This window comes from Mesorhizobium sp. RCAM 06353, assembly GCF_059683585.1.
The window spans coordinates 7,086,285-7,103,816 of record NZ_CM185031.1 but is presented as its reverse complement, the minus strand read 5'-3'; the positions used below and the strand labels follow the sequence as shown (position 1 = coordinate 7,103,816).

The window sequence follows — 17,532 nt, the reverse complement described above, 5'->3', positions numbered from 1 at the left end:
ACAGAACTCCAGTACCATCGACAGGATTTCCACTGCCACGTCGGGCTGATGAGACTCGGGCGCGCCTGGGAGGAAACAGCGATGCCGGTCAATCTCGACGAGCTGAAGAACGCCACCAATCTGCGCGGCCGCGGCGCGCGCGCCGGCAGCGTCTTTATCGCACCCGTCGACGGCCGGGCGCATGTCTCGGGCGAGCGCAAGGTGCCGCTGCTCGACAAGACAATCCCCGCGCTTTTCTCCGACACCGCCAGCAGATACGCCACGCAGGATGCCGCCGTCTTCGTCGGTCAGGACAAGCGCTTCACCTGGAGCGAACTGTCGGACACGGTGGATGCGCTGGCCGCCGGCTTCCTGGCGCTGGGCCTCGAAAAAGGCGACCGCGTCGGCATCTGGTCGCCCAACCGCTGGGAATGGCTGGTGACGCAGTTCGCCACCGCCCGCATCGGCCTGATCCTGGTCAACATCAACCCGGCCTACCGGCTGACTGAGCTCGACTACGCGCTGAACAAGGTCGGCTGCAAGGCGCTGGTCACCGCGGCCAGCTTCAAGACCTCGGACTATCTCGGCATGATCGAGACGCTGGCGCCGGAGATCGCGAAGGCCACGCCGGGCAAGCTCAAGGCGCAAAAACTGCCTGATCTGAAGATCGTCATCCGCATGGGCGAGGACAACTCGCCAGGCATGTTCAATTTCGCCGACGTGCTGGCCATGGCCGGCCGCGACGAGCATGACAGCCTCGACCGCATCTCCGAAGGGCTGAAGCCGAACGATGCGATCAACATCCAGTTCACCTCGGGCACGACGGGCGCGCCGAAAGGCGCGACGTTGACGCACCACAACATCGTCAACAACGGCAATTTCGTCACCTCGGCGATCAAGCTCACCGTCGACGACCGGCTCTGCATCCCGGTGCCGCTCTATCACTGCTTCGGCATGTCGATGGGCACGATGGGCTGCGTGTCGAAGGGCGCGACCATGGTGTTCCCGGGCGAGGGCTTCGACCCCGGCGCGACACTGAAAGCAGTGGCGCAGGAGCGCTGCACCGGCCTCTATGGTGTGCCGACCATGTTCGTCGGCATGCTCGATCATGCGGATTTCGCGACCTTCGACCTCTCCAGCCTGCGCACCGGCATCATGGCCGGCTCGCCATGCCCGATCGAGGTGATGAAGAAGGTGGTGTCGCTGATGCACATGTCGGAGGTGACCATCGCCTACGGCATGACCGAGACCAGCCCGGTATCGTTCCAGAGCGGCGTCGACGATCCCCTGGAAAAGCGCGTCTCGACCGTTGGACGCATCCATCCTCATGTCGAGGTCAAGGCCATAGATGCCGATGGTGCCACGGTTGCCGTCGGCGCGCCGGGCGAACTGTGCACGCGCGGCTATTCCGTGATGAAGGGCTATTGGGACGACGAGGAAAAGACCCGCGAGGCAATCGACAGCGACGGCTGGATGCACACCGGCGATCTCGCCACCATCGATGGCGAGGGCTATTGCAACATCGTCGGCCGGGTCAAGGACATGGTCATCCGCGGCGGCGAGAACGTCTACCCCAGAGAGGTCGAGGAATTCCTCTACCGCCATCCCAAGGTCAGGGAAGTGCAGGTGTTTGGCATTCCAGATACCAAATATGGCGAGGAGCTGTGCGCCTGGATCGTGCTCAAACCCAACCAGATCGCCACCGAGCAGGAGATCAAAAACTTCTGCGCCGGCCAGATCGCCCACTACAAGATCCCCCGCCACATCCGCTTCCGCACCGAATTGCCGATGACGGTGACCGGCAAGCCGCAGAAATTCCTGATGCGCGAAGCGATGGTGGAGGAATTGGGGTTGGTGGTGCAGAAGACGGTGTGAACGGGTGAACGCTTCGATCTGTCGGCGCGCGAATGCAGCCAAGGTCCGCAGAAACGCACAGGGGCTTGAATGGGCGGTTTCGGACGATCGGTGACTTCCTATGGGATGCCACTGGCCGCCTTGGTGATGGCCTTAGCAGTCAGAGCCAGCGGACTGTCGGTAGACGTAGGTTCGCCGAGCACCAGGATCCTTGTCGGTGCGCTGTCGTGTGCGATCATGTTCGTCACCATTTTCGTGGTGCTCGACCACGCCGAGGCGGTAGCTCGGCGGGTAGGGGAGCCGTACGGCACGCTGGTCCTGACCTTTGCCGTCACGGCAATCGAAGTGTCGATCATCGTTTCCATGATGCTGCATGGAGAGAACAACCCGACGCTGGCACGCGAGTCCGTCTTCTCGACGGTGATGATCACATCCACCGGCGTTGTCGGCATGTGTCTCGCGTTTGGCGGCTGGCGTCATCGCAAGCAGGCCATCGTGCGGCAAGGGACCAGTGCCTATCTGGCGGTTCTGGCCGCGCTGACCGTCATGACGCTTATTCTGCCGACCTACACCCAGACCACGGATCCCGGCACGTTTTCGGCAGCCCAACTTGGTTTCGTCAGCGTCCTTTCAGTGCTGCTCTATGCAAGCTTCGTGTTCGCGCAGACCGTCCGGCACCGGGAAGACTTCATCCAGGGACAACCACACGACGTTTCGGTGCGCGCTGCCCCTCACGAGAACATCTCTGCCAGCGCTCTGCTGCTGATGGCCGGGCTGATCGGAATTGTCATGCTCGCCGAGCAGGTCGCGGCAAGTGTCGAAGATACGCTCGTTGCCTACCAGGTGACCCAGGCTGACAGCATTGTGGGGGCAATGATCGCGGGGCTGGTGCTGATGCCGGAGGCCATTTCGGCGGTGCGCGCTTCACTCAACAACGAGTTGCAGCGCGGCTTGAATGTCGCGATGGGTTCGGCTTGCGCCACGATCGGCCTGACCATACCGGGAGTCGCAGCCGCCAGCCTGCTGACGGGGAGAGGACTGACCCTGGGGCTGCCAGCTGCCGATGCGGTCCTTTTGGTCTTGGCGCTTTTCATATGCAATGTAAGCTTCAGCACCGAAAGAACGACGTTCTTGACCGGAATGGTCCATCTTGTCGTATTTTTTACTTATGTATTTCTGATATTTATACCATGAGAGCTTTGGTGCAAGCGAAGCACCAAGGGGGACATCCTTCGCTACCTCAGACCCCGGATTTGAGGTGGTCGATGAAGGCGCGCAGTTTCGGCAGGATCTGGCGCCTGCCGGGATGATAGAGGAACACGCCCGGTGTCGTCGCCGCGATGGTGTCCAGCACGGGCTCGAGTTTTCCCTGGCCTATCGGACCTTCGGCGACGGGCCGAGGGATCTGCGCCAGCCCGATCCCCCGCATCGCGGCCCCGACCAGGGTCGGATAGTCATGTGCGATCAGCGGGCCTGAGACCATCGCCTCGATCGCCTCGTTGCCGTCGACGAACGTCCAAGGCGCGATGGCGCCGTTCGAACGGCGCAAGCGCAGGCAGGCGTGGTGGCGCAGATCGTCGACACGCTTGGGGTGGCCGTGGCGCTCGAGATAGTCGGGACTGCCGACGACCACGAACCGGAACGAAGGGGTCAGCCGCACCGCGACCATGTCGGTGGCAATGAACTGGCCGAGGCGAATGCCGGCATCGAACCCGCCACGCGCCAGATCGACCATCTCGTCGCTCGCGGCGATCTCCAGTTCAACTTCGGGATAGGCCTGGCAGAAAGACGCGATCACCGGCTCCAGGATCAACGGCACGACGGCGCGCGGCACCGACAGGCGCAGCAGACCGGTCGGCCGCTGGCCGACAGCCCTCGCGGCCTCGCCGGCGGCGACGATCTCCTCGAAGGCAGGGCCGGCACGGTCGAGGAACCGCTGACCGGCCTCGGTCAAACCGACACTGCGCGTCGTGCGGACAAACAGCGCCGCACCCATGCGGGCCTCTAGCGTGCGCACCGCTTGGCTCACGGCGGATGGCGTCACGCCGAGATCTGCGGCGGCGCGGCGGAAGTTACGGCGCCTGGCGACAGCCAGGAACACCTCGACGCCCTCCAGGGCTCCATGCCGGACTGTGTAGCTGTGCTTCATAGGTTGTTGTGATTACAGCGGCTAGTCGAACTATGGAAGCGGGTTTAGGTAATCGACTAAAGCCAGGGGGCCGCGCGCCAGCTGCCGACAGGAGGCCAAATGCCGACGGAAATACTGTTCCAGACCCATCTCGTTCTAGGCTACGTCGCATGGCTGCTTTGCTTGGGCGCCTATGGCCTGCCGTGGCTGAGCTCGATGGACCGGCTCGCGGCGCAACGCGCCATCGCCACACTGCACAGCTTCCGCTTCTTCGGGCTCGTCTTCATCCTTCCGGGCGTCGTCAGCCCCGATCTGCCCGCAAGCTTCGCCACCTTTGCCGCCTATGGCGACTTCGCAACCGGGGTGCTGGCCATGCTGGCGCTGCTCACGGTGAGGATAAGCCCGCTGTTTTGGTTCTTCATCGTCGCCTTCAATCTCGTCGGCACGATCGAACTCATCATCGACTACTACCACGCCATCCAAGCCGACCTTCCTGCCCATGCGGGCCTACTGGGCGCCGCTTACGCGATTCCCGTCATCTACGTACCGTTGCTGATGATCACGCACATCGCTGCATTCTATTTTCTGCTACGACCGCACCAGAAAACGACGCGCGCCGTCACAGGTGATGCGACCGCTTCCTAGCTTGTCTGGGAGCGCGAGATGATCGCCAACCCGAAATCGCCACGAACCCGCGAATTCCTGTCCCGGGTTCTCTGACGCCTGGCTTCAGGCGGCAAACACCGCGGTGCCGAGGCTGCGGATGATCTTCGCCAGTTCCACGCACTCCCCATGCCTGGCATTGTTGCGCCGCCAGGCAAGGCAGATCATGCGTTGCGGCATCGGTTCCTGGAACGGCACGATCTTGAGATCGGGGATGGTGCCGGCGGGCCCCGTGGCCATTTCGGGGATCAGTGTGACGCCGAGCCCGTGCGCCACCATCTGCAACAGCGTGGTCAGACTGGTGGCGCCGTAGCTTGCCATCGCCACCGGCCGCACATTGCCGCAGACGGCGAGCGCCTGTTCGCGTAGGCAATGGCCTTCTTCCAGAAGCATCAGTCGTTCCAGCGCCGGGCTCTCGGGCGGTACCGGCGGCGAGGCGAAGGCCGGATCGCCAGCCGGCACGGCGAGAAAGAACCGGTCGGGGAACAGCGCCTCGGTGACCAGGCCGGGATGATCGAGCGGAAGCGCGGCGATAAAAGCGTCGAGCTTTCGCGATGCGATGTCCTCGACCAGCGAGGCGGTCACTGCCTCGCGCAATTCGAGCAGCAAGGCTGGAAAGTGCTTCTTCAGTTCGGGCAAAGCGCGCGGCAGGAGATAGGGCGCGACGGTTGGGATGATGCCCAGCCGGAAGCGCCCCTCCATGGCCGTTCGGCCGCGCCGGGCCGTCGTTTCGACATCGCGTATGTCGGCCAGGATACGCTCGATGCGCGGCAACAGCACGACCGCCTCGTCGGTCATGCGGACCGACTTGCCGCCGCGTTCGAACAGCCGGCAGTTCAGCCGCTGCTCCATTTCGGCGATCTGCGAGGACAGCGCCGGCTGGCTGACACCGGCAAGTTTGGCCGCACGCCCGAAATGCAGCGTCTGCGCCAGCGCGTCGAAATAATGCATCTGGCGAACTGTCAATCCGATCATAAGAAAATCCTATCGAAATGAACAGGAAAGGCAATTTGTTTTTATCAGAAATGCGGCCTAGTCTGGAACCATTCCAGATTGGTGCGGTCGTTGGCCGGCCCCGAAATCTTGGGCGAAACCAATCCTGGCAAAAAATCAAACCTCGGCAAAATCGGAGCAGTAAGATGGACGCGAAAACCGACGACAACAGCGCGGGCAAATGCCCTGTGGCGCATGGATCCGCCGGCCGGACCAACCGTGACTGGTGGCCGAACCAGCTGAATGTCCAGATCCTGCATCAGCAGTCATCCCTGTCCGACCCGATGGGCGAGGCGTTCGACTATGCCGAGGAATTCAAAAGCCTCGACCTCGACGCCGTCATCAAGGATTTGCATGCGCTGATGACGGATTCGCAGGAATGGTGGCCGGCCGATTTCGGCCATTACGGCCCGCTGTTCATCCGCATGGCTTGGCACAGCGCCGGCACCTACCGCATCGCCGACGGTCGCGGCGGCGCCGGGGCCGGCCAGCAGCGTTTCGCGCCGCTCAACAGCTGGCCTGATAACGTCAACCTCGACAAGGCCCGCCGCCTGCTGTGGCCGATCAAGCAGAAATATGGCCGCAAGATCTCCTGGGCCGACCTTCTGATCCTCACCGGCAACGTCGCGCTGGAATCGATGGGCTTCAAGACCTTTGGTTTCGCCGGCGGCCGCGCCGACGTCTGGGAGCCCGAGCAGGACGTCTACTGGGGTCCTGAAGGCAAGTGGCTGGCCGACGAGCGCTACAGCGGCGACCGCGACCTGCAGAATCCCCTCGGCGCCGTGCAGATGGGCCTGATCTACGTCAACCCGGAAGGGCCGAACGGCAAGCCTGATCCGCTGGCTTCGGCGCGCGATATCAGGGACACTTTCGCCCGTATGGCGATGAACGACGAAGAGACCGTAGCGCTCATCGCCGGCGGCCACACATTCGGCAAGACCCATGGTGCCGGCGACGCAACGCTGGTCGGTGTGGAGCCGGAAGGCGCCGACATCGAACAACAGGGCCTCGGCTGGGCCAACAAGTTCGGCACCGGCAAGGGCGGCGACGCCATCGGCAGCGGCCTGGAGGTGATCTGGACGACGACGCCAACCAAGTGGAGCAACGACTTCTTCGACAACCTGTTCGGCTTCGATTGGGAATTGACCAAGAGCCCGGCCGGCGCCCACCAGTGGACGCCGAAGGGCGGCGCCGGCGCCGGCACCGTGCCGGACGCGCACAATCCGGCCAAGCGCCATGCGCCCGCAATGCTGACCAGCGATCTGGCCCTGCGCTTCGATCCTTCCTACGAGACGATCTCGCGCCGCTTCCATGAGAATCCGGATCAGTTCGCCGACGCCTTCGCCCGCGCCTGGTACAAGCTGACCCACCGCGACATGGGCCCGGTCGTGCGCTATCTCGGCCCGTTGGTCCCGAAGGAAGAGTTGCCCTGGCAGGACATCATCCCGGCCGTCGATCATGTGCTGATCGACGAGCAGGATGCGGCGGCCCTCAAGGCCAAGATCCTGGCCTCCGGCCTGTCGGTGTCGCAGCTGGTCTCCACGGCGTGGGCGTCGGCCTCGACCTTCCGTGGCTCCGACAAGCGCGGCGGCGCCAATGGCGCGCGCATCCGCCTCAGCCCCCAGAAGGACTGGGCCGTCAACCAGCCGGCCGAACTCGCCAAGGTGCTCGACAAGCTCGAAGCCATCGCCAAGGACTTCAACGCTGCGCAGACCGGCAGCAAGAAAGTCTCGCTTGCCGACCTGATCGTCCTCGGCGGCAATGCGGCCATCGAGAAGGCCGCGGGCCACAGCGTCGACGTTCCGTTCTGGCCGGGCCGCATGGATGCCTCGCAGGAGCAGACCGACATCCACTCCTTCGCGCCGCTGGAGCCGACGATTGACGGCTTCCGCAACTATGTCAGCGGCAAGCAGCGCCAGACGGTAGAGGAAGCGCTGGTCGACCGGGCGCAGTTGCTGACGCTGACAGCGCCGGAATTGACCGTCCTCGTCGGCGGCCTGCGCGTTCTTGGCGCCAATGCCGGGCAGTCCAAGCACGGCGTCTTCACCAAGCAGCCGGAAACGCTGAGCAACGACTTCTTCGTCAACCTGCTCGACATGGGCACGGAATGGAAGGCGACGTCCGACGCCAAGGACGTGTTCGAAGGCCGCGACCGCAAGACCGGCGAAGTCAAGTGGACCGGCACCCGCGCCGACCTGATCTTCGGTTCGCATTCGCAGTTGCGCGCGCTCGCCGAAGTCTATGCGACGGCGGACGCCAAGGCGAAGTTTGCGAAAGACTTCGTCGTGGCCTGGACCAAGGTGATGAACGCCGACCGCTTCGACATCGCCGGCTGATCCGAGCTTGAGGATGAAAAAAGGCGCGGGTCGTGGCCCGCGCCTTTTTCATTCAGGCTTTCGAGATCAATCCTTCTCGAAGACGCGTGCCTTGGCGACGACGCCGGCAATGGCGCCGCCGATCAGCGGTGCGACGATGAACAGCCAGAGCTGGCTGAGTGCGGCACCGCCGGTGAACAGCGCCGGGCCGATGGAGCGGGCCGGATTGACCGAGGTGCCGGTGACCGGGATCATGGCGAAGTGAATGCCGGCCAGCGTCAGGCCGATGACCAGCCCGGCAAACGCCGTCGAGTGCTTTTCGGCGGTAACGCCGAGGATCACCGTGACGAAGGTGAAGGTGCCGATCAGCTCCCACAGGAACGCCGAGCTCATGCCCCATTTCGTCTCGTCCCAGCCATTGGCGCCGAAGCCGGTGGTGTGGCCGCCGGTCTGGCCGGAAACGATGATCCACAGTGCCAGCGAAGCCAGGATGGCGCCGATGATCTGCGCGATCCAATAGGGGATGACGTCCTTGGCTGGCAGCCGGCCGGCGAGGAAGACGCCGAGCGTCACCGCCGGATTGAGATGCGCACCCGAAATCGGGCCGATCGCATAGGCCGCGGCGATGAGGCCGATGCCGAATGCCAGACCGATGCCTTCCTGGCCGAGCGGTAGCGCGCCGCCGAAGCCACCCGTCACCACCGACGCCGTGCCGATGAACACCAACAAAAATGTGCCTAGAACTTCCGCCAGATAAGTTTTCATTGCCCTCTCCTCGTAGCGACCCGCCGGTTCGCGTTTCTCGCGCCGCGAATCATGGTCTGAAGAGTATTCCCAACGCAAAAACTTGGAAAGCAGAGCGGTTGCGCCACAGGCCGTGCTTGCGGTCGCCAGTTACGAACATTAGAGACCTATCATCTATTGATCGATCTGCTGTTGCCGGCCGGGGATATCTATCGATCGGACAGATTTCAGGCGGGCTCTTCGTCGCAGATGGAGCGGGGTTCAATCCGGACGCGAAAGGCTCTAAGAGCAGGCGATAGATTTCGATTTGATGGAATGATGAATGCGACTGGGCGGACGGCTGGCTGCGGCCATCGAAGTGCTGGAGGACATTGGCCGGCGTCACCGGCCGGTGGCCGATGCGCTGAAGGATTGGGGCCTGTCGCACCGCTTCGCCGGCGGCGGTGACCGCGCGGCGATCGGCAACATCGTCTACGACGCGCTGCGCCACAAGCGTTCCGCTGGCTGGCTGCTCGGCGAAGACACGCCGCGCGCCATCGGCTTCGGCGCCTTGCTGCTCGAATGGGGGCAGACGGCGCAGTCGCTCAACGACGCGCTCGACGGCGACAAGTTCGCGCCGCCGCTGCTCAGCGCCACCGAGTTGCAGACGATCGCCGGTCGCCGGCTTGCCGACGCGCCGCCCGCGGTGCGGGCCGACATCCCCGATTGGTGCGAACCGCTTTTCGAACGGGCTTTTGGCGAGACATGGGTCGGCGAGGGCGCGGCGCTGGCGACCCGCCCGCCGCTCGACATCCGGGTCAACACGCTGCAGGCCGATCGCGCCAAGGTCCTCAAGGAACTGGCCGACACCGGGGCGCAGGCCGCGCGGATCGCGCCGCTCGGCATCCGCATTCCGCCCATCGACGGCGACGGCAGACATCCGAACGTGCAGTCCGAGCCCGCCTTTCAGAAAGGCTGGTTCGAGGTCCAGGACGAGGGTTCGCAAATCGCGGCAACACTTGCCGGTGCCGAGGCCGGCATGCAGGTGCTCGACTTCTGCGCCGGCGCCGGCGGCAAGACGCTGGCGCTGTCGGCTGCAATGGACAACCGCGGCCAGATCTTCGCCCATGATGCCGAGAAGGCGCGGCTGGCGCCGATCTTCGACCGCATCCGCCGCTCGGAAAACCGCAATGTCCAGGTCGTCACCAAGCCGGCTGAACTCAGCCCCCTCGCCAATCATATGGACATCGTGCTGGTCGATGCGCCCTGCACCGGCAGCGGCACCTGGCGGCGCCGTCCCGACGCCAAGTGGCGGCTGACGCAAAGGCAGCTCGACGCCCGCAAGGGCGAGCAGTCGGCGATCCTCGATGTCGCCAAGGTGTATGTCAAACCCGGCGGCCTGCTGGTCTACATCACCTGTTCGGTGTTCGACGAGGAGAATGGCGAGCAGATCGCGGCGTTCCGCGAGCGCAACAAAGGCTTTGCCCCGGTCGATCACCGTGCGCTCTGGGACAATCGTTTTCCAGGCCACGAGGCAGCCGCGCGGATCGGCGCTGGCGGCGATATTTCCCTGTCCCCGGCGCTGAGCGGGACTGACGGGTTTTACTTCTGCGCCATGCGCCGGACGAATTGACGCTGCCGTTGAAAGCTGACGATGCCGCCCCAGTTGCAGATGCGCGGCGTCGGGCCGCCACGGGGTGGAATTCTTGCATAGATGCCTGTCGCTTCTGCTTTTCATTGTCCTGGTGCTGGGTGGAGGCCTGGTGATCGGTTACGCGACCTTGCCGGGCGCCTGGTACGCATCGCTGGTCAAGCCGCCCTTCAATCCACCCAACTGGGTCTTTGGGCCTGCCTGGACACTGCTCTATGTGCTTATCGCCGTGGCTGGCTGGCGGACCTGGGTGCGAGAACCCAAGGGAACAGCGATGAAGGTCTGGGGCATCCAGCTCGCCCTGAATTTCGCGTGGTCGCCAACCTTTTTCGGCGCCAAGATGATGGGACCTGCCTTGATCGTCATTGTGCTTCTTCTCGCGAGCATCTTGCTGTTCATCGCCAGCGCCTGGAACCGCGACCGGCTGTCCGGATGGCTGTTTGTGCCTTACGTGGCCTGGGTGGCGTTCGCCACTCTGCTCAACGCCTCGCTTCTGTGGTTGAACTAGGACGCTCGCATCGTCGTTTTGTTGCAGTGCAGCAAAAGCATTTGCCTGCCGCTCGTGCCTCTGCGATAAGCTTTCCCGGCAAAACTGAAGGCATCAGCGATGGCAGCAAAGATCGTACCGGCTCCGGACTATGAGGACCGCGTCAGGGCATCCTTCGCCCGCCAGCAGGCGATGGCGACGATCGGCGCCGAACTGACATTGGTGACGCCCGGCATCATTGAGATCGAGATGCCCTATTCGGCCGCCTTGACCCAGCAGCATGGTTTTCTCCACGCTGGCGTCATTTCAACCGCGCTGGACTCGGCCTGCGGCTACGCGGCGTTCTCGCTGATGCCGGAGAATTCCGGCGTGCTGACCATCGAGTTCAAGGTCAACCTCCTGGCGCCGGGCAGGGGCGAACGTTTCCTGTTCCGTGGCTCGGTGACCAAGCCCGGCCGCACCATCATCGTTGCCGACGGCCAGGCCTATGCCTTTGCCGCCGACGGCGAGGCCAAGCTGATCGCCACCATGACCGGCACGATGATGACGGTGGTGGGCCGCGACGGGATTGCGGGCTGATGGCCAACGTTACGCGAATTGGTGGCAAGGACGTCCTCTTTGTCATGGCGGCGAAGGCCGAATACGGCCCGCATCTGCAAAAACTGTTCACGCCGCTGATGACAGGCGTCGGTCCGGTCGAAGCCGGTGTCCGGCTTGGCGCCGAACTGTCCTGGCTGAAATCCGAGAAGGCCTTGCCGGACCTCATCGTATCGCTCGGCTCAGCCGGCAGCCGGACCCTGGAACAGACGGAAATCTATCAGGCCGTCTCCGTCAGCTATCGCGACATCGACGCCTCGTCGCTGGGTTTCGAAAAAGGCGCGACGCCGTTCCTCGACCTGCCGGCAACCGTGCCGCTGCCGTTCCGGATTCCTGAAATCAAGCAAGCCACGCTGTCGACCGGCGGCGCCGTCATCACCGGCGCCGCCTATGATGCGATCGCGGCCGATATGGTCGACATGGAAACCTTCGCCTGCCTGCGCGCCTGCCAGCTGTTCGATGTGCCCCTGATCGGGCTGCGCGGCATTTCCGACGGCGCAGCGGATTTGCGGCATGTCGGCGACTGGACGGAATATCTGCACGTCATCGACGAGAAGCTGGCCGACGCCGTCATGCGCCTCGAACAGGCGATCGGCTCGGGTCTGCTCCGGGCGGATTCACCCCGTGCCGAGACGAGACCCGTCTGAAAGTCAGCCTACGCAACCCATTGCGCCGACTCATTTCTTTCTCTAAACGCTCGCCATGAAAACAGCCAATCATCCCGACACCGTCCTGATTGTCGATTTCGGCAGCCAGTTTACGCAGCTCATCGCCCGCCGCATCCGCGAGGCAGGCGTGTTTTCCGAGATCGTGCCGTTCCAGTCGGCAGAAGCCGCGTTCAAGCGCATCAATCCGAAAGCGGTCATCCTCTCGGGTGGCCCGGCCTCGACGTCCGACATCGGCAGCCCGCGCGCGCCGCAGATCGTTTTCGACGCCGGCGTGCCGGTGCTTGGCATCTGCTACGGCCAGATGGCCATGTGCGTGCAGATGGGCGGTGTCGCCGAAAGCTCCAACCATCGCGAATTCGGCCGCGCCTTCGTCGAGATCGAGAAGGACAGCCCGCTGTTCGAGGGCCTGTGGGCGACCGGCCAGCGGCATCAAGTGTGGATGAGCCATGGCGACCGCGTCATCGCCTTGCCGCCGGGTTTTCAGGTGTTCGGCAAGTCGGAAAGCTCGCCCTTCGCCATCTTCGGCAATGTCGAGCGCAAGATGTACGGCATCATGTTCCACCCGGAAGTGGTGCACACGCCGGACGGCGCCAGGCTGCTCAGGAACTTCGTCCACAACATCGCCGGCATCGAAGGCGATTGGACGATGCGCGCCTACCGCGAACACGCGGTCGAGGCGATCCGTAAACAGGTCGGCAAGGGCAAGGTCATCTGCGCGCTGTCGGGCGGCGTGGATTCTTCGGTCGCCGCGCTCTTGATCCATGAGGCGGTCGGCGACCAACTGACCTGTATCCTTGTCGACCATGGCCTGATGCGCAAGGACGAGGCGGCCGGTGTGGTGGCGATGTTCCGCCAGCACTACAATCTGCCGCTGATCTTGGTCGATGCCTCCGAAAAATTCATCTCGGCGCTGGAAGGCGAGGTTGACCCGGAGAAGAAGCGCAAGACCATCGGCCGGCTGTTCATCGAAGTGTTCGAGGACGAGGCCAAGAAACTCGGCGGCGCCGATTTCCTGGCGCAAGGCACGCTCTATCCCGACGTTATCGAGAGCGTCTCCTTCACCGGCGGCCCGTCGGTGACCATCAAGTCGCACCACAATGTCGGCGGCCTGCCTGCGCGCATGAACATGCAGCTCGTCGAGCCGCTGCGCGAACTGTTCAAGGACGAGGTGCGGGCGCTCGGCAAGGAGCTTGGCCTGCCCGAAAGCTTCATCGGCCGCCACCCGTTCCCGGGACCGGGTCTCGCCATACGCTGCCCGGGCGGCATCACGCGCGAGAAGCTGGAAATCTTGCGCGAGGCCGATGCCATCTATCTCGACGAGATACGCAAGGCCGGCCTCTACGACGCCATCTGGCAGGCCTTCGCCGTGCTATTGCCCGTGCAAACCGTCGGTGTGATGGGCGACGGCCGCACCTACGAATTCGTCTGCGCGCTGCGCGCCGTCACCTCGGTCGACGGCATGACGGCGGACTTCTACCACTACGACATGGCCTTCCTGGGTGCGGCCGCCACGCGCATCATCAACGAGGTCCGCGGCATCAACCGCGTCGTCTACGACGTGACGTCGAAGCCGCCTGGTACAATCGAGTGGGAATGATTCAGGCCCACTCAGACGCCGCCGAAAATACGACAGTTTGCGACGTAACCTACTGAAAATAAAAATAAATCTCTCCAAAGACAATCAGCGACAATCGGTACGCAGAGATTGGCTGTGACGGACCGACTGACGGGTCGCATACATATTGCCCACAAGAAATTTTCTGAGTACCGTCACGGTCAATGAGGCTAGTGACGGTACTTTTTTGCCCCATAAGGCATTGAAGAAAAAAGGAATTTTCTGCCGAGAAGCCTCAAAATTGTACTGACGGTACTTTTTCAGGAGGCAGTAGGCATGCTGACGGATGCCGCCCTTAAGGCGCTGAAACCAAAACAGAAAATCTACAAGATTGCTGACCGTGACGGCATGTACGTCCGCGTCATGCCCAGTGGGGCGATCTCGTTTCGGCTGGATTACAGGCTCAACGGGCGTCGCGAGACGGTCTATCTCGGCAGGTATGGGCGGGACGGAATCTCGCTCGCCTTGGCTCGAGAGAAGTGCCTTGACGCGAAGCGCGCTGTTCGCGAAGGACGATCGCCGGCCATCGAGAAGCAGCGCGCGAAGCGCCGCCTGAAAGAGGCTAAGAGTTTTGGCGAGTTCGGGGAGAAGTGGCTCACAGCCGCCCCGATGGCCGACAGCACGCGTGCCATGCGGCGCTCGATCTTCGAGCGGGAGCTTCTTCCGGTCTGGCGCAATCGCCTCCTGACAGAAATCACTCCGGACGATCTGAGAGCCCACTGCAGTAGCATTGTCGAACGTGGTGCTCCGGCGACCGCTATCCACGTAAGAGACATCTTGAAGCAGATCTACGGTTTCGCGGTCCTGCACGGGGAGAAGGTGGCCAATCCGGCTGATGAAGTCGGGCCGGCATCGATTGCTACGTTCGTTCCAAAGGACCGCTCACTTTCGCCCTCAGAAATTCGCGTGATGCTGAAGCAGCTCGAGCATATTCCCACACTTCCCACGATCCGTTTGGGAATGCGGCTTTATCTGCTCACCATGGTGCGCAAGAGCGAGCTGCAAGACGCGGTATGGGACGAGGTCGATTTTGAAAAAGCAGTCTGGACGATCCCGAAGGAACGGATGAAGCGGTCGAAGGCGCACAACGTCTATCTATCACGCCAAGCGCTCGACATCATGATCGCCCTAAAGACCTGTGCAGGAAATTCCAAATACCTTCTTCCTTCACGGTACGAAGCGGACGCCCCGATGTCGCGCGCCACGTTTAATCGGATCACTTACGCGGTCGTCGAACGGGCGAAGACCGAGGGGCTGCCCCTTGAGCCATTTACGGTTCATGACCTACGGCGGACGGGCTCGACCCTGTTGAACGAACTTGGCTTCAACAGCGATTGGATCGAAAAATGTCTGGCTCACGAGGACGGGCGCTCGTCGCGCGGTGTCTACAACAAGGCCGAATACGAGATGCAGCGCCGCCACATGATGCAGGAATGGTCGGACATCATCGATGCCTGGGTCAGTGGCAAGAAGTACGTCCCGACGCTCATCCCGCCGATGATGCCGATCCTGGAGCCTGATCCAGCTCTCTGACCGGCCGAGTTCTGCGCTGCTTTAGGTCTGGTTTCGGGGCGCGGAGAATTGGCTTTGAGCGGCGTGCCGCGAGCCATGCTTGAACCTCGCCCAGATCCCAGACCACGCATCTTGGGGTCAACGCGAAGCGTCGCGGGAATTCGCCCCGCTGTTCCATTTCATAAATCGTACTGTCTGCAAGCGGCACCATTTCGCGTAGTTGATGCCTGCGGATTGTGCGTTTCAATTGTTCTTCATTCGATCGGGTCATCTCGTACTCCTGAGCAGTGGTCCGAAATTGAAGACGATTGTGTTCGATGAGAACAGAGCTTCAGCCCCGGCATCGTGTCATCGGCGGTTTCGGCCTGTAGAAGGGACAGGTCCACCTACGCCAATGGTTCCACTGAAATGGAAGAAGGACTGGCTCGTTCGTGATCTATTGAAGGGGATCCCTTCGCGGGTCGGGGGTCGGTAGCGGTAGAGGGATACCGCCAATACCGTGCGGCCACTGAATTCGTTCGCTAACCCGATTGACCGCGCAAAGGCGGATGTTCGCAGGGATATCCACGAACCCCCTGGGCCGAGTCCGCGCGCCTGTGGGTGAAAATTATGGGTGGGCCAAGCGCCGGGAAGACCCCTCAAATCAATGCGGCGGCCAAACCATTGCGCGCGATCGATGACAGATATCAGCGTCTACATCGTGAGGCGTTGGTGGAGTGGAATGCGCTCGACAGAGAGGCGCAGAAAGCCACGCCAATGCCAATTGCGAAGCGTATTCGCATCTCGGACGCCACCGCGGAAAAGGTGGGTGAAATCCTGAAGGACAATCCCCACGGTCTGCTGCTCGATCGTGACGAACTGACAGGATGGTTTGGCGCCATGGAGAAATACTCTTCGGCCAAGGGTGCGGGTGCTGAGCGCGCGTTCTGGCTACGAGCGTTCAATGGTGGCAGCCATTCGGTCGACCGTATAGCCCGCGGCAGTATCTGGGTTCCCAATCTGTCCGTCTCGATGATTGGCGGCATTCAGCCAGGGCCGCTTCGTACAATCATGCAGGGCAAGGACGACGACGGGCTGATCCAGCGCTTCACGCCCATCATGGTCGCTCCTTCTGGTGATGGCTGCGACGAGCCGACCGGGCCCGTGGTGCCAATGTACGAAGCGCTCATTGAGAGGCTCCATGCGCTTCGGCCGCCTACAGGCAAGGCGATACCTGTCCAGCACCAATTGCGTTTTGACGAGGGCGCTCAAGCTATCTTCGTGGACGTCGGCAGGAGGAATCGTGCGCTGCAAAGGGCCTGGGAAAGGTCAACGCCAAGTTGGCAATGCATGTCGGAAAATACGACGGTCTCTTCGGACGCCTCTGCATGCTTTGGCATTGCATTGAATCGACTGAAAGCGATTTGCCCACACGCGTTAACGAGGGCACAGCACAGCGGGTTGCCGAGTTCCTTCATAGGTATCTGTTGCAGCACGCTCTTGCATTTTACCGCGACGTTGTCGGCCTGGCAGACGATCAAGACATCGTGCTTGCCGTCGCAAACTGGATCCTCGCGCGCGATATGAAGACGGTAACCGTAAGCGAGGCTCGCCGCGGGGACCGCGTGCGGAGTCCGCCGATCTCGGCGCCGCGCGCGTGGTGCCACCTGCGGCTACAGCGACACGCGTTGGGGTTGTTCGGTTGGGGCCGGCATCGAGTGGGCGATGAACCAACACCTGTCTTTCAAGGCAGATACCTGCATGTAGATTTGGGAAACCAGACTTCGAAGTTGCTAGGCTGTAGTGACAATTTAATCATTTGAGCCAGAGCATGATGGCTGCGAGCTTGACGAAGCCGAGGAAGTTGGCGACGATTTTGTCGTAGCGCGTTGCGCCGGCCGGCCGGTCTCGCCCCGAACCCTACAGCCATATTGGTACCGCGTCGTCGACGAGCGTGAAGCGACAGTGCATGAATTTAGTGTCTCCGGATCCGATGAAGTCCGAAACTTTGCAAAATGACGAAGCTATCGCTTTCTTCAGCGCAGTGACGGGCTTTTCCAAGTGGCCCGCACTGTCCGCGCTGGCAACGAAACGAGAGGTCGGCGGTAGTAGTGTCGTACTACGTTAGAAAGCGGCTCTCAGTAATTAAGGTGGATCCGGCATTGCGGCCCCGGCCGGCGTACCGCCTCGGTGTACGCGACCAAGCGGCTGAAGTGGCACGGTGGCTCACGGTTCTCGGTAATCGCTACCGTTTCTTGGCAGTCGTCCATTTGATAGACGGTGAAAAAACGGTTGGAGAGTTGGCATCGCTGATCGGCCTCTCCCTTTCGGCCTCGTCACAGCACCTCGTGCCAGGCGGCTCCTATAC

At 62.4% G+C, this 17,532-nt stretch carries 15 protein-coding genes; 11 read left to right on the top strand and 4 right to left on the bottom strand.

Going from position 1 to position 17,532, the window contains the following annotated elements; genetic code table 11:
• Window positions 1-81 precede the first annotated feature (81 nt).
• Both AC56QX_RS34355 and AC56QX_RS34350 read left to right on the top strand, forming a co-directional pair.
• Window positions 82-1,854 (top strand): AMP-binding protein, encoded by a 1,773-nt coding sequence (locus AC56QX_RS34355; RefSeq protein ID WP_497112963.1) that lies wholly within the window; start codon window positions 82-84, stop codon window positions 1,852-1,854.
• Between the two features lie 69 nt (window positions 1,855-1,923).
• On the top strand, window positions 1,924-3,027 hold the full coding sequence (locus AC56QX_RS34350) for a calcium:cation antiporter (protein WP_497112962.1): 1,104 nt from the start codon (window positions 1,924-1,926) through the stop codon (window positions 3,025-3,027).
• Window positions 3,028-3,073: 46 nt separating this feature from the next.
• On the opposite strand, the gene AC56QX_RS34345 is transcribed toward AC56QX_RS34350, so the two are convergent.
• A complete protein-coding gene (locus AC56QX_RS34345) occupies window positions 3,074-3,982 on the bottom strand; it encodes a LysR family transcriptional regulator (RefSeq protein WP_497112961.1) in 909 nt (302 codons plus the stop codon).
• A gap of 99 nt (window positions 3,983-4,081) precedes the next feature.
• Between AC56QX_RS34345 and AC56QX_RS34340 the strand changes: the two genes are divergently transcribed.
• Window positions 4,082-4,606, top strand: coding sequence for a DUF8737 domain-containing protein (locus tag AC56QX_RS34340; protein ID WP_497112960.1), 525 nt, complete (start codon window positions 4,082-4,084; stop codon window positions 4,604-4,606).
• Between the two features lie 84 nt (window positions 4,607-4,690).
• Here the strand turns inward: AC56QX_RS34340 and AC56QX_RS34335 are convergent, their stop codons facing one another.
• Window positions 4,691-5,599, bottom strand: a complete 909-nt coding sequence (locus AC56QX_RS34335) for a hydrogen peroxide-inducible genes activator (protein ID WP_497112959.1) — start codon at window positions 5,597-5,599, stop codon at window positions 4,691-4,693.
• A gap of 164 nt (window positions 5,600-5,763) precedes the next feature.
• Here AC56QX_RS34335 and katG point away from each other — a divergent pair, with 164 nt between their 5' ends.
• Window positions 5,764-7,953, top strand: a complete 2,190-nt coding sequence (gene katG, locus AC56QX_RS34330; protein WP_497112958.1) for a catalase/peroxidase HPI — start codon at window positions 5,764-5,766, stop codon at window positions 7,951-7,953.
• A gap of 66 nt (window positions 7,954-8,019) precedes the next feature.
• Here katG and AC56QX_RS34325 read toward each other — a convergent pair whose 3' ends face one another.
• A complete protein-coding gene (locus AC56QX_RS34325; protein WP_475452944.1) occupies window positions 8,020-8,697 on the bottom strand; it encodes an MIP family channel protein in 678 nt (225 codons plus the stop codon).
• A 301-nt stretch (window positions 8,698-8,998) separates the two neighbouring features.
• On the opposite strand from AC56QX_RS34325, the gene AC56QX_RS34320 reads away from it, so the two are divergent.
• From AC56QX_RS34320 to AC56QX_RS34295, 6 genes are all read left to right on the top strand, one after another.
• Window positions 8,999-10,288, top strand: coding sequence for an RsmB/NOP family class I SAM-dependent RNA methyltransferase (locus AC56QX_RS34320; protein WP_497112957.1), 1,290 nt, complete (start codon window positions 8,999-9,001; stop codon window positions 10,286-10,288).
• 73 nt (window positions 10,289-10,361) lie between these two features.
• Window positions 10,362-10,814 (top strand): TspO/MBR family protein, encoded by a 453-nt coding sequence (locus AC56QX_RS34315; protein ID WP_497112956.1) that lies wholly within the window; start codon window positions 10,362-10,364, stop codon window positions 10,812-10,814.
• Between the two features lie 99 nt (window positions 10,815-10,913).
• The gene (locus AC56QX_RS34310) at window positions 10,914-11,372 is read left to right on the top strand and encodes a PaaI family thioesterase (RefSeq protein WP_023686843.1); all 459 of its coding nucleotides are present in this window, start codon (window positions 10,914-10,916) and stop codon (window positions 11,370-11,372) included.
• Complete coding sequence (locus AC56QX_RS34305; protein ID WP_497112955.1) at window positions 11,372-12,037, top strand: 5'-methylthioadenosine/S-adenosylhomocysteine nucleosidase; 666 nt, start codon at window positions 11,372-11,374, stop codon at window positions 12,035-12,037. The genes AC56QX_RS34310 and AC56QX_RS34305 overlap by 1 nt, the downstream gene beginning before the upstream one ends.
• Window positions 12,038-12,092: 55 nt before the next feature.
• A complete protein-coding gene (gene guaA / locus AC56QX_RS34300) occupies window positions 12,093-13,655 on the top strand; it encodes a glutamine-hydrolyzing GMP synthase (protein WP_497112954.1) in 1,563 nt (520 codons plus the stop codon).
• 294 nt (window positions 13,656-13,949) lie between these two features.
• Window positions 13,950-15,206, top strand: coding sequence for a tyrosine-type recombinase/integrase (locus tag AC56QX_RS34295; protein ID WP_497112953.1), 1,257 nt, complete (start codon window positions 13,950-13,952; stop codon window positions 15,204-15,206).
• On the opposite strand, the gene AC56QX_RS34290 is transcribed toward AC56QX_RS34295, so the two are convergent.
• Window positions 15,160-15,456: a helix-turn-helix transcriptional regulator gene (locus AC56QX_RS34290; RefSeq protein ID WP_497112952.1), complete on the bottom strand. Its 297-nt coding sequence runs from the start codon at window positions 15,454-15,456 to the stop codon at window positions 15,160-15,162. The two genes, AC56QX_RS34295 and AC56QX_RS34290, sit on opposite strands and share 47 nt — an antisense overlap.
• Window positions 15,457-15,794: 338 nt before the next feature.
• Here AC56QX_RS34290 and AC56QX_RS34285 point away from each other — a divergent pair, with 338 nt between their 5' ends.
• Window positions 15,795-16,751 carry a DUF3987 domain-containing protein gene (locus AC56QX_RS34285; protein ID WP_497112951.1) on the top strand — a complete coding sequence of 319 codons (957 nt, stop codon included), beginning with the start codon at window positions 15,795-15,797 and terminating at the stop codon, window positions 16,749-16,751.
• The last annotated feature ends 781 nt before the right edge of the window (window positions 16,752-17,532 follow it).

Excerpts from the sequence above, each read along its gene's own strand:
- AC56QX_RS34285 (WP_497112951.1), top strand. The coding sequence starts at position 15,795 with ATGGGTGGGCCAAGCGCCGGGAAGACCCCTCAAATCAATGCGGCGGCC.
- AC56QX_RS34325 (WP_475452944.1), bottom strand. The coding sequence starts at position 8,697 with ATGAAAACTTATCTGGCGGAAGTTCTAGGCACATTTTTGTTGGTGTTC.
- katG (WP_497112958.1), top strand. The coding sequence starts at position 5,764 with ATGGACGCGAAAACCGACGACAACAGCGCGGGCAAATGCCCTGTGGCG.
- AC56QX_RS34340 (WP_497112960.1), top strand. The coding sequence starts at position 4,082 with ATGCCGACGGAAATACTGTTCCAGACCCATCTCGTTCTAGGCTACGTC.
- AC56QX_RS34290 (WP_497112952.1), bottom strand. The coding sequence starts at position 15,456 with ATGACCCGATCGAATGAAGAACAATTGAAACGCACAATCCGCAGGCAT.
- AC56QX_RS34350 (WP_497112962.1), top strand. The coding sequence starts at position 1,924 with ATGGGCGGTTTCGGACGATCGGTGACTTCCTATGGGATGCCACTGGCC.
- AC56QX_RS34335 (WP_497112959.1), bottom strand. The coding sequence starts at position 5,599 with ATGATCGGATTGACAGTTCGCCAGATGCATTATTTCGACGCGCTGGCG.
- AC56QX_RS34295 (WP_497112953.1), top strand. The coding sequence starts at position 13,950 with ATGCTGACGGATGCCGCCCTTAAGGCGCTGAAACCAAAACAGAAAATC.
- AC56QX_RS34310 (WP_023686843.1), top strand. The coding sequence starts at position 10,914 with ATGGCAGCAAAGATCGTACCGGCTCCGGACTATGAGGACCGCGTCAGG.
- AC56QX_RS34305 (WP_497112955.1), top strand. The coding sequence starts at position 11,372 with ATGGCCAACGTTACGCGAATTGGTGGCAAGGACGTCCTCTTTGTCATG.
- AC56QX_RS34345 (WP_497112961.1), bottom strand. The coding sequence starts at position 3,982 with ATGAAGCACAGCTACACAGTCCGGCATGGAGCCCTGGAGGGCGTCGAG.
- AC56QX_RS34355 (WP_497112963.1), top strand. The coding sequence starts at position 82 with ATGCCGGTCAATCTCGACGAGCTGAAGAACGCCACCAATCTGCGCGGC.
- guaA (WP_497112954.1), top strand. The coding sequence starts at position 12,093 with ATGAAAACAGCCAATCATCCCGACACCGTCCTGATTGTCGATTTCGGC.
- AC56QX_RS34320 (WP_497112957.1), top strand. The coding sequence starts at position 8,999 with ATGCGACTGGGCGGACGGCTGGCTGCGGCCATCGAAGTGCTGGAGGAC.